The sequence below is a fragment of the Legionella sp. JM-2024 genome, assembly GCF_055389095.1.
In genome coordinates this window covers 130,260-141,433 of record NZ_AP039388.1, presented here as the reverse complement: position 1 = coordinate 141,433, position 11,174 = coordinate 130,260, and the positions used below count along the sequence as shown (strand labels likewise).

Genomic DNA, 11,174 nt, shown 5'->3' with positions numbered 1-11,174 from the left:
TAAGAGGTTCAAACATCACATTATTTACTTTATAAAATAATGATATAATGTCATTTCAAGGGATTTAATAAACGGTTGTAGAATTGGATCAACCACCAATAAGAACATTGCTAGCTCGTCAGGGTATCTATGATAAAAACAGTTCCATCTGTGCCTATGAACTCTTGTATCGTAGTAATGAGGCACAAAGCTCAAATGTGGATAACATAAGTTCTTTGTCAGGCGATACTGCTACTTCATCTGTTCTATTACAATTATTTGCCAATCTTGATGTGAATACCATTATAGGTAATAAGCGGGCATTTATTAATTTCACCCATAATCATCTGGTACAACAAATACCCGCTTTGCTTCCAAAAAACAGAATTGTCATTGAAGTTCTGGAAACTGTAACTATTGACAAACCTCTAATATTCAATTTAACGGAATTAAAAAAACAAGGATATCAAGTTGCGCTTGACGATTTTATATTCAGAAATGAATTAATTCCTCTGGTTGAAATGGCCGATATTATTAAAATTGACGTGCTTAATCGTGATGAAAAGCAAATCTCCGAGCAATTATTGCCTCTGAAATCCTTTCGCGGGAAGTTGCTCGCAGAAAAAATTGAAGACAAGCGCCAATTCAATAACTGCATTAATCTGGGTTTTGACTATTTTCAGGGTTTTTTTCTCAACAAACCGGATTCATTAAAAGGGCAAGCCATTACCGAAAATAAAACACAACTTCTAAGGCTATTAACTGAATTAAATAATGAAAATGTGCCTATTGAGCGTATCGAAGAAATTATTTTGCAAATTCCTAAACTCAGCTATCGTATCTTGCGCTTAGCAAATTCTGCCTCTTTGTATATAAGTAAAAAAATAGAATCACTAATGGATGCGATTTCTCAATTAGGCCTAATTCAAATTCGCAATTGGTTAAACTTACTATTATTAGTAAGCCTTGATGATGTGGCACAGGATTTGTTAGAGCGAACATTAATTCGTGCGAAGATGTGTGAGTCCTTATCAAAATCAATCGGTTATCCTAATCCACATCAAGCCTATACTATTGGTATTCTTTCCACCTTAGATGGCATTTTAAATGAACCTATGCCCTCACTATTAGCAAAAATTCAATTAAGCGAAACTTTAAATGAAGCACTGTTAAATCATAAAGGGGATTTAGGTAAAATTCTGAAATTTACCATAGATTATGAACAAGCAAACTTTAATCAATTAGACAGCGCCACTGTCAATACTGAGGAACTCGCTCAATCCTACCTAAAAGGGATAGAATACGCCAATAACATAATTGATATTCTCAATAAATAATCTATGAACTGTTTACATTTTGTCAAGTTGAGTGCGCCAGGTTAGTAGAAATGTAAACAGCCCTCTAATCATTTTAGACCTAATTCAACTAAGCGCTCATGTAAATACTGCCCGGCTGTTTTTTCTGGCGATAATGCTACTTCTGGATAAGGATGTAAAAACAAAGGCATGGATAACCTGGACTGATGAACGTTTTCTGGATTAACTACTCTATGAGTAGTTGAACGATAATAGTGTTCTGTGGCCAGATCAAGCATATCGCCTACATTTACCACAATACTTTCTTTAGAACATGGCACTTCATGCCAATCACCATAATTATCCTTTACCTGCAAACCGGAACTGGTTGCCCCCACTAGCAAAGTAATCAAATTAATATCTTCATGAGCCGCTGCACGAACTGCCCCAACTGGTTCATTTCCTGATAAAGGAGGATAATGTAATATTCTCAACATGGTTTGCTCACTATGTTGAATCATTTTTGATAAAGGCATAGACAATTTACTCGCAATGAATGGTGGCAATTCACTTTCTAACCAATTTAACAAGGTTGATGCCAATTGATTTAAATACTCATACAATTTTTTAGTATTTAGGCTAAGCGATTTTGGATACTGTCCCCAAGGATAATATTGATAAAACTCCTTTAAATCTTTTACTGTAGCCCCTTTTGCCTTTTCAGAAATTGTAAATGGGAAATAACCATCCTGGGTTTCAACATGGAATTGATAATGATATTTTTCTTCACCATTAAAAAATGCCATCCACTCCTTATAAATTGTATCAATTAACTGAATATCTATTGGATGGTTTTCTAAAACAGCAAACCCGGTATCGTGTAATGAAGAAGCAAATAAACCACCAGCATCAGGCCCTTCAAAATCAATTTTCAATACATTCATCCATTGCTCCCTCATTTTTTATTAATAAAAAATTACTATTAAAATAAAGCAAAAACAATATGAATGTTTTGAATTTCAATTTGAAACCATCTTTTTTAAACATTATCTGATTAGCAATCCATCATCTTGTTAACTCAATACAAAGTAATTGATTTTATTATTGAAAATCTCTTTGCTATTAAAAAAAAATAAGTTATAACACTCTTAACTATATCAAGGATTGATAAGTGAAGACGTTGGGTCAACATCTAAGCCAATTAATGTTGAGTTAACTATATTATTTTCATGGAGTGAAAAATGAACAGTAAATTGTTTTCGCAGCGTTTCAATCGTGAACTGGCGGTACTGGGATTTCCCGAGGATTTAACAGAAAAAACCAAAGCGGTTTCAAAAGTCTTTGGAGTAACTCGCCATTTGGCCAACTCGATGATTTTTGGGCATGCTCTTCCTGATCAAAACCAGCTTGATAAAATTGCAGAAATTCTGGAAGTTTGTCCACAATGGCTATGTGGTATAACAGATAGAAAGAAAGCTTATTCAGGACGCGAAACCACCGAAAGTGTGTAATAACACAGAATTTACTGTATACTAACAGCCAATAGATGGCGTTTGCATAACACTCCAATTTCGCAGGCGCCTTTTTTTAATCGCAGGTTATTAAAATCATGGAATGCTTAAGTTTCTGTGTTGCCAAAACCATAGATTTAGCTCGTCTTGATCTTCATTTAAAAAATTTCTCTAATGAATTTAGTTCTGTAAAAACCAGAGACGTAATAAAACTTAACTCTCATAAAAACCGAAACCATACTGTGTTCATTTTTAAAAATGGAACGGTAGTGTCTTGGGGAATAAAACGATATCAAATTCAGGACTATTTAGACATTATTAAACTGCTTATTGATAAGCCAGTAGCTTTGTCGGTTCATGATGAATTTCATTATCAAATTGGTGATAAAACAGCAATAGAGCCTCATGGCTTTTATGATGTGGATTGTTTAACCATTGAACAAGACACTGATGAACTCAAGCTCAGCTTATCTTATGGTTTTTCCCAATCGGCAAAATTACAATATTTTGAAACCATTATCGATGCACTAATTGATAAATATAATCCTTTAATTCAATCCTTATCGCACAAAGGTGAAATGCCTATAAGCCGTAAACAAATCCAACAAATTATTGGTGAAATTTTAGGTGCCAAAAGTGAACTGAACTTAATCAGTAATTTTCTGTACCATCCCAAATATTTTTGGCAACATCCAACGTTAGAAGAACATTTTTCAATGCTTGAACGCTATTTACACATACAAAGACGCGTTAATGCGATTAATCATCGTCTTGATACGCTGAATGAAATTTTTGATATGTTTAATGGCTATTTAGAAAATCGTCATGGCCACCATTTAGAAGTAATTATTATTGTATTAATTACAGTAGAAATTATAATCGCTGTTATGAATTTTCATTTTTAGGATTTTTTCCTTAATTTATGACCACTTTAAAATCCTATTTTCTCAAAGATACCTCTTTGCGCACCGAAATACTTGCTGGTGTTACTACCTTCCTTACAATGGTCTATATTGCCTTTGTCAATCCAAAGATTCTACATAATGCAGGAATGGATCAAGGTGCGGTGTTTACTGCTACTTGTTTAATAACAGCTTTTGCCTGTACATTAACAGGACTTATAGCCAATACTCCAATAGGAGTAGCACCTAGTGTGGCTTTAAATATTTATTTTTCCTACAGTGTAGTCCAAGGAATGAAAATTGACTGGCAAAACGCCTTGGCCATGGTTTTCATTTCAGGCTTGCTTTTCCTGTTTTTTACCCTGACCAGATTAAGACGGCTTTTAATTGAAGCGATCCCGCATAATTTACAAATAGCAATTGTAATAGGCATCAGCTTGTTAATAGCATTAATTGCTTTACAAAATAATCAAATCATTATTAGTAATCAACATAATTTAATACAACTGGGGGATATCATTAGACCTGAAACAGGTTTATTTTTCCTGGGATTTATCCTTATCCTTACTCTGGATTACTATCAAGTTCCAGGTGCCATAATCATTGGAATACTAAGCATAAGTGTTTTAAGCTTGGTGCTGGGTTTAACAAGCTGGCAAGGACTGATTGCCCTGCCTCCTTCACTAGAACCTACCTTTATGAAGTTGGATTTTTCGGGTCTTTCCAGTATCGTAGCTTTAAAAACAATTTTTGCCTTTTTTCTAATTGCAGTATTTGATGCTACTGGATCATTAATTGGCTTGCTTAATCCAACCATTTTCAAACAACAAAAAAATTACTATAAACGTCTAAGCCAAAGCTTAACTGCAGATGCGGCAGCGTCTTCCCTGGCAGGTCTGCTGGGCTCAGCCAGTACTTCACCTTATATTGAATCAGCAACCGGAATTGAAGCTGGTGGAAGAACTGGATTGACTGCTTTGGTGATTGCAGCAGGATTTATTCTGATACTGTTCTTTTTTCCACTTGCCAAAATGATTCCAAGCTTTGCAGTAGGACCTGCATTGCTTTATGTAGCCTGTTGCATGATAAAGCAGGTTACCAATATGAAATTACAAGACATAACTGAAACCGCACCCTGTATGGTGACGATCATGATGATACCATTCACCTGGTCGATAGCAGACGGGATTGGTTTGGGAATTATTCTGTATACTCTTCTCAAATTATTTACCCGTCAAAAACTTAATCCTTTAATTATTGTTTTAAGTCTTGTTTTTGTAGTTTTCTTTTTGATTAGCTGATCGAGTGCTTGCTTTTAATCCCTGATATGCTGCAAGAGCAATTTTTCGAGCACTGGAATGCTCAACTATAGGTAGAGGGTAATCTTTTCCTAAAATCAATGATAAAGAGCTTTGGGGAGCTAACCAGGGTTTATGAATCCACTCCGTTGAAACAAACATCAGCTCTGGTAGCCAATGCCTGACATACTCTCCTTCAGGATCAAATTTTTCTCCCTGAAGAATGGGATTAAAAACTCTATAATAGGGCGCCGCGTCAGGACCACAACCTGCTACCCATTGCCAATTCATACAATTGTTAGCCAAGTCGGCATCCAGTAGAGTATCCCAAAACCAGGATGCGCCCTTACGCCAGTCAATCATTAAATCTTTAGTTAAAAAAGAAGCCACGATCATTCTTACTCTATTATGCATATAACCGGTACGCCATAACTCACGCATACCGGCATCCACAATAGGATAACCGGTTAACCCCTGTTGCCAACGCTGTAGAGCCAAATCATTGTCTTGCCAGGGAAAATAGTCAAATGTCCTGTTAAAATTGGTATCTGTTAAATTGGGATAATGATATAGCAAATAATAAGAGAACTCCCTCCAACCCAGCTCTGTTAAAAATTTTTGTGCCGACATAAGATCACAGCCTGGTTGCTGCATAGCCTCCTGAACTAATATCCAAATTTGCTGAGGGCTCATTTCGCCAAAATGTAGATGTGGTGATAATTTTGACGTCCATGATAACGCTGGAGCATTACGTAATTCATTATATCTTTGCAAATGAAATTCGAAAAAATTGTGTAATTTCCTTTTTGCACCCTCTTCTCCAGGCTGCCAATATTTTGAAAACTCATAAGCCCAATCAGGTTGTTTTGGTATCAAATTCCAATGTTCAAGTGATGAGGATTGAATCACTAAATTTTCAGGCCACTTATTGATTTGTTGAATTGGTTTCACTTCAAATTGACGTAGGCATTGCTGCCAGTAAGGTGTGAATACTTTAAAATAGCTACCACTTTGATTTAATACTTCCCAAGGTTCGTTCAATAAACTGCTATTACAACTGACAGTCTGAACCCCGTATCTCTTTAGATCATCTTTGATGAGTTGATCTCTATGAATATGTGCTGGTTCATAACATCTGTTCCAATAGATCACTTGAACTGAATGTTTTGCGATCAAATCTTTAAATAAATAAAGTGGATCGCCTTCCAAAAAATGCAAATCCAATTGAACCCGTTTTAATTTGTTTTTTAAAGATTGCAGGGAATGAAATAGCCACCATTGTTGTGCGCTTCCCATGGGCAAAACTGGATTTGGTTCTTTAACATAAACAAGAATTAGCTTTTGATGATTTTTACAAGCAAGAGCAAGAGCTGGGTTATCATCACATCGAAGATCTTGTCTAAACCAAAAAATTGCTGTGGACATAAGTTCCTTTAATTTATTACTCTAGTAGTATTTAATTAGCCAAACTACTGCCATCAATCCATGGTTGGCTCAAAGGCAGCGAATATTATGCTTGAACAATCGTTACGACATTATTATCAGCTTGTATTGGTAGATCCCATTCTACCCAATTTAAGTCATCGGATAACACCCTTATCAATTACCTGGCTATCAGGGGTATTTGGCTTATTATTTGTCCCTTTTGTTTTATTAGACAAACCCTTTTTTGCTATTAGTTTTCTATTAATTTCAGGATATCTGGATACCCTCGACGGTTCTTTAGCTCGTTTTCAAAATAAATCGTCTAATTTTGGATCCGTTATGGATATAGTAATGGATAGAATTGTAGAGTTCTCTACCGTTTTTGCTCTGTATCTTTTTGATCCACAACATCGAGCCACTTTAGTTATTTTAATGTTAGGCAGTATTTTACTTTGCATTACAAGTTTTCTGGTCGTTGGTATTTTTGCTGACAACAATTCTCATAAAAGTTTTTATTACAGTCCTGGCCTAATGGAGCGGGCTGAGGCGTTTATTTTTTTTATTTTTATGACATTATTTCCCAGCCATTTCAATTTTTTTGCGGTTGTATTTTGTTTTTTAGTCTGCTTAACCGCTTTGATAAGGCTCTTGGAGTTTAAAAAATGTGAGCTGTCACTTCAAACCAAAAAATAGCAAAACACACTCAAACTCTCTACTTCTTTTTATTTTGATTGTTCTTATTCTGATTTAAAATGCTGACTCAGCAGTAAAATCTTGTATAATTTTCATAATTCATATACGAGGTGATTATGTACCGTATTATTTTGTGCTTTCTACTATTCGCCAATACGACATTTGGTTTTGCAAAAACAGAAAAAGCTATTTTTGCTGGTGGGTGTTTTTGGTGTATGGAATCTGATTTTGATCATCTACCCGGAGTTATATCAACCACATCGGGATTCGATGGAGATACCCTTAAGAATCCAACCTATGCGCAGGTTTCTGCAGGAAATACTAACTATGCTGAATCCGTAATGGTACTATTTGATACTAATAAACTAACCTACAATCAATTAGTTGACTATTTTTTCAAGCACATTGATCCCATTACAAAGAACGCACAGTTTTGCGATCATGGACGTCAGTACCGTAGTGCCATTTTTTATTTAGATAATGAACAAAAGAAAATTGCTATAGAATACAAAAAAAAGTTAGAACAGAAATTTCCTACAGTTTATACTGAAATTGTTCCATCCACTGCCTTTTATCCAGCAGAGGAATATCACCAAAATTATTATAGAAAAAATCCTATCCGGTATAAGTATTATCGATATCGTTGCGGTCGGGATGCCCGAGTTCAGGAAGTTTGGAGTGATAAAAAAAATTCTGAAATTAATTAAACCCAATGTCTGTTTATGAAATGTCTTAATCGCTTTTTTAAAAAAGAATAAGCAATTCATGTGAAAACACGCTAATCTTAGAAATACTAATTATTAATTTTTTTACTAAAACAACCATGATTAATCAAGTTAACCAACTAGACGAAATTCAACTAAAAGACTTAAAAGAGTTGAGATCGGAGTGTAAAAAAAACGATGGCAGCATCCCTAATCTCTATATACATATATTAAAACAACACCGTTCTCTTCCCACAAATTTCCTTTATTATCAAAATGGCATTTTAATTGGTTTTTTAAGTGTCTATTTCTTTTATGACGATGCCGTAGAAGTCGCTGTGCTAGTTAACCCGCAATATCGAAAGCAAGGGGTGGCCAAACAATTAATGCAAGCCGCATTACCTTTAATTAAATCCCAAAACTACTTTAATTTAATTTTTTCATGTCCCTCTCGCCTCAATGATAAATGGTTGGCTGATAAAGGTTTTACTTATCTCCATAGTGAGTATTTCATGGAACGAGATGATTTAAATCCTATACTTGATTATAATCGCTCATTGTCTTTTCGCATGGCGACTCTTGATGATATTCCAATATTATGCGCCTTAGATGAAGTCTGCTTTCCTGATAAAAATCAAGATTTGGCTAATCGATTTCAGCAAATACTCAATGAAAGAGAATATGAAATTGTAATAACCTTATTAAATAACCATCCCATAGGTAAAGCACACATTCGCTGGCAATCAAAAAGAGCAACCTTGTCTGATATTGCTATATTGCCCAGAGAACAAGGGAAAGGGTATGGTTCTGCCCTAATTGCCTATTGCATCAATATGATATTGAGTGAAGGCAAATCTCGAGTTGATCTTGATGTTGAAACTCATAATAAAAAAGCATTAAATCTGTATATTCAACTAGGATTTCATATCCAAAATGCTTGTGATTATTGGACAATTAATCTGGGTAAACTTGAAAAATAAGGGCCTTATTCTTTATTTACAATTACATATTATAAATATGGCTTGACATAATTTAAACCTCACTATTAGTATTGCGAATGGCGATAGGGGAAGGCATATTTTATCAAAAATAAGGATAATTAATGAAAAAAAGGGTTGTTATTACTGGTATGGAAATAACGTCATCCATAGGGACGGGAATTGATAAATTTTGGCTTGCTGCATGCCAAGGTCAATGTGGGATTAGGCGCATCCAATCTTATGATCCATCACCATATTCTACCCAAATAGCAGGAGAAATTACTGACTTATCTCTTGACCATCTCCCTGAATTCAATAAAAGCAAACGTTACCCTCGAGCCGCTCAATACGCATTATTTTGTGCACATCATGCCATAGAGCAAGCCGGACTTAATCAAGTCGATTTGGATACGGCAGGCACCTTTATTGGAACAAGCATCGGTGGCCAACCTGAATTAGAAGTAGGCTACAGAGCATTTTTTACCGATAGTTGGAAAAAAATTCCTCCTCTCAGCGTCATCCGAGGAATGCCTAATTCAGTAGCCAATCATATCGCAATCGCTTTCGGTATTGGTGGGCAAAACTCTACCATTTCCAATGCCTGTGTTTCCTCTGGGGAAGCAATAGGCATGGCCTATCAGCAAATAGCCCATGGTAATTTAACAACGGCAATTTGTGGTGGAACAGAATCGTTAGTCTGGGAATCTGTTATGGCAGCTTGGTGTAAGTTAAGGGTCATGTCCACAAACAATGAAAACCCCTCACAAGCTAGTCGTCCGTTTGATCTCAATCGAGATGGGATGGTAATGGCCGACGGCGCTGGAATATTAATTCTTGAAGAGTTACAACAAGCCAAAGCAAGAGGGGCAGAAATCCTTGGAGAAATCATCGGCTTCGGAGCCAGCTGTGATGCATTTCATGTAACAGCCCCCAACTCACAAGGACAAGCAAGGGCTATTTTTGCTGCTTTAAATGATGCCAAGCTGTCTGTTAACGACATCCATTATATCAATGCACATGGCACAGGAACCCAGCTAAACGACAGCACTGAAACAGAAACAATAAAAAAGGTTTTTGGCAAAAAGGCTCACGATATTCCTATTACAGCTCAAAAAGCCATGACTGGGCATAGTATTGGAGCGGCAGGAGCGATGGAGATTATCGCAACAACTCTCAGTTTGCAAAAAAATATCTTGTTACCAACCATTAATCTCCATACTCCAGACCCTGCCTGTGATCTGGATTACGTACCTAATGTAGCTCGAGAAAAAACAATTGATATTGCGTTATCGAACCATTTCGCTTTCGGTGGAGCAAACGCCGCATTAGTTCTGCGTAAATATATTAGTTAAGAATATAAGTAACTGATGCTAAACAGTAATTGATTGTTATACAAATGGGTCAGTCTTGGCCCTTTGGTAATATTCACTCCATCTCCACCCAAATAACTTTTTCCTAAATCAGCAAATTCATAGCCAACACCAACCTGCCAGTTGCGATTCAGCATCTTTTGTACCCCAGCCCCAACACTATAAGCAAATGCATAAGTTGTGTTGGATGCGAACCATGGCGCAGGAAATAAAAATTGGTTTATAGAAAGAGTTCTGTAGTCATGGGCATTATTAAATGCTATACCAAAACTACCACTAAGATACGGTTGCACCGGTGTATACGCACTCCCTATCAGCTTACCTTTAAGCTCTACTCGCGCATGATTCACTTTATAATCATAAGTATATACATTGAGGAGGCCATTAAGATTGACATCACCAGTTATCTTGGCATCACTTACTCCAGCCACGCCTAAACCTAATTGTCCGATGATGCTGGGATTAAGCGCACGCTGCAACCCAAAAAACACCTCGCCATTGGCTAAGATAGTGGTTGGAGAATCACTTGTAAAATAGAGATAATAATTTGGCGGTAAATTAGGGTTAAAATTAATAATATAAACTGGGGAAAACGGATAAATATACTGGTTTTGTCCGGGAGTTGCCCAAGAGGGACCACCACTTACTGTAATAATGGAAGACCAAAGCAAAGGAATTTCTTCATCGTAAATTGGTTCTGAAGCAGAAAGATTCATACTAAATAAAACACCAAAACCAGAGAGCAATATTTTTTTTAGCATATCCCATTCCTTTGATTATGAATCAGTCTTCCTGATTTTCGCAGGTTTTGAACTGATTTTAATAGTAGTTATTTGATTTTATACCCTAAAAAATCCTATTTTTCTAGGGTGCATTGACAATTCGATGAAGCAATTCACCGCCACAGTAGAGTTGCCGAAGAAGTCTATTAAACTTAGAGCAATTTGAATGAAAACAATTCGCTCGAAAATGAAAGGTAACAGGTATATAATCGGTCTATTTTGCGGAATTAAAAGG

At 36.1% G+C, this 11,174-nt stretch carries 11 protein-coding genes; 8 read left to right on the top strand and 3 right to left on the bottom strand.

All coding sequences use genetic code 11. The features are described 5' to 3' along the window. The first annotated feature begins 83 nt into the window (after positions 1-83). Positions 84-1,316, top strand: coding sequence for an EAL and HDOD domain-containing protein (locus ACZ5EK_RS00620; RefSeq protein WP_464430869.1), 1,233 nt, complete (start codon positions 84-86; stop codon positions 1,314-1,316). Positions 1,317-1,384: 68 nt separating this feature from the next. Here the strand turns inward: ACZ5EK_RS00620 and ACZ5EK_RS00615 are convergent, their stop codons facing one another. Then, positions 1,385-2,218 carry a 2OG-Fe(II) oxygenase family protein gene (locus ACZ5EK_RS00615; protein ID WP_464430868.1) on the bottom strand — a complete coding sequence of 278 codons (834 nt, stop codon included), beginning with the start codon at positions 2,216-2,218 and terminating at the stop codon, positions 1,385-1,387. Between the two features lie 297 nt (positions 2,219-2,515). Between ACZ5EK_RS00615 and ACZ5EK_RS00610 the strand changes: the two genes are divergently transcribed. The 3 genes from ACZ5EK_RS00610 to ACZ5EK_RS00600 all read left to right on the top strand — a co-directional run bounded on the left by ACZ5EK_RS00610 (position 2,516) and on the right by ACZ5EK_RS00600 (position 4,988). Beyond that, positions 2,516-2,785, top strand: coding sequence for a hypothetical protein (locus tag ACZ5EK_RS00610; protein WP_464430867.1), 270 nt, complete (start codon positions 2,516-2,518; stop codon positions 2,783-2,785). Positions 2,786-2,883: 98 nt separating this feature from the next. Beyond that, complete coding sequence (locus ACZ5EK_RS00605) at positions 2,884-3,690, top strand: RMD1 family protein (protein ID WP_464430866.1); 807 nt, start codon at positions 2,884-2,886, stop codon at positions 3,688-3,690. A gap of 17 nt (positions 3,691-3,707) precedes the next feature. Continuing rightward, the gene (locus ACZ5EK_RS00600) at positions 3,708-4,988 is read left to right on the top strand and encodes an NCS2 family permease (RefSeq protein WP_464430865.1); all 1,281 of its coding nucleotides are present in this window, start codon (positions 3,708-3,710) and stop codon (positions 4,986-4,988) included. On the opposite strand, the gene ACZ5EK_RS00595 is transcribed toward ACZ5EK_RS00600, so the two are convergent. Further along, complete coding sequence (locus tag ACZ5EK_RS00595; protein WP_464430864.1) at positions 4,950-6,410, bottom strand: cryptochrome/photolyase family protein; 1,461 nt, start codon at positions 6,408-6,410, stop codon at positions 4,950-4,952. The two genes, ACZ5EK_RS00600 and ACZ5EK_RS00595, sit on opposite strands and share 39 nt — an antisense overlap. Before the next feature lie 87 nt (positions 6,411-6,497). Here ACZ5EK_RS00595 and ACZ5EK_RS00590 point away from each other — a divergent pair, with 87 nt between their 5' ends. From ACZ5EK_RS00590 to ACZ5EK_RS00575, 4 genes are all read left to right on the top strand, one after another. Further along, entirely contained in the window at positions 6,498-7,103 is a 606-nt protein-coding gene (locus tag ACZ5EK_RS00590) for a CDP-alcohol phosphatidyltransferase family protein (protein WP_464430863.1), read from the top strand. A 116-nt stretch (positions 7,104-7,219) separates the two neighbouring features. Then, on the top strand, positions 7,220-7,810 hold the full coding sequence (gene msrA / locus ACZ5EK_RS00585) for a peptide-methionine (S)-S-oxide reductase MsrA (protein ID WP_464430862.1): 591 nt from the start codon (positions 7,220-7,222) through the stop codon (positions 7,808-7,810). Positions 7,811-7,926: 116 nt separating this feature from the next. Further along, entirely contained in the window at positions 7,927-8,787 is an 861-nt protein-coding gene (locus tag ACZ5EK_RS00580; RefSeq protein WP_464430861.1) for a GNAT family N-acetyltransferase, read from the top strand. A gap of 122 nt (positions 8,788-8,909) precedes the next feature. Beyond that, positions 8,910-10,139 (top strand): beta-ketoacyl-[acyl-carrier-protein] synthase family protein, encoded by a 1,230-nt coding sequence (locus ACZ5EK_RS00575; RefSeq protein ID WP_464430860.1) that lies wholly within the window; start codon positions 8,910-8,912, stop codon positions 10,137-10,139. Here the strand turns inward: ACZ5EK_RS00575 and ACZ5EK_RS00570 are convergent. Continuing rightward, entirely contained in the window at positions 10,136-10,918 is a 783-nt protein-coding gene (locus tag ACZ5EK_RS00570) for an outer membrane protein (RefSeq protein WP_464426032.1), read from the bottom strand. The two genes, ACZ5EK_RS00575 and ACZ5EK_RS00570, sit on opposite strands and share 4 nt — an antisense overlap. Positions 10,919-11,174: the final 256 nt, after the last annotated feature.

Bases quoted from the DNA above. Each gene is read 5' to 3' on its own strand.
- msrA (WP_464430862.1), top strand. From the start codon at position 7,220: ATGTACCGTATTATTTTGTGCTTTCTACTATTCGCCAATACGACATTT.
- ACZ5EK_RS00600 (WP_464430865.1), top strand. From the start codon at position 3,708: ATGACCACTTTAAAATCCTATTTTCTCAAAGATACCTCTTTGCGCACC.
- ACZ5EK_RS00575 (WP_464430860.1), top strand. From the start codon at position 8,910: ATGAAAAAAAGGGTTGTTATTACTGGTATGGAAATAACGTCATCCATA.
- ACZ5EK_RS00580 (WP_464430861.1), top strand. From the start codon at position 7,927: ATGATTAATCAAGTTAACCAACTAGACGAAATTCAACTAAAAGACTTA.
- ACZ5EK_RS00605 (WP_464430866.1), top strand. From the start codon at position 2,884: ATGGAATGCTTAAGTTTCTGTGTTGCCAAAACCATAGATTTAGCTCGT.
- ACZ5EK_RS00570 (WP_464426032.1), bottom strand. From the start codon at position 10,918: ATGCTAAAAAAAATATTGCTCTCTGGTTTTGGTGTTTTATTTAGTATG.
- ACZ5EK_RS00590 (WP_464430863.1), top strand. From the start codon at position 6,498: ATGCTTGAACAATCGTTACGACATTATTATCAGCTTGTATTGGTAGAT.
- ACZ5EK_RS00610 (WP_464430867.1), top strand. From the start codon at position 2,516: ATGAACAGTAAATTGTTTTCGCAGCGTTTCAATCGTGAACTGGCGGTA.
- ACZ5EK_RS00595 (WP_464430864.1), bottom strand. From the start codon at position 6,410: ATGTCCACAGCAATTTTTTGGTTTAGACAAGATCTTCGATGTGATGAT.
- ACZ5EK_RS00615 (WP_464430868.1), bottom strand. From the start codon at position 2,218: ATGAATGTATTGAAAATTGATTTTGAAGGGCCTGATGCTGGTGGTTTA.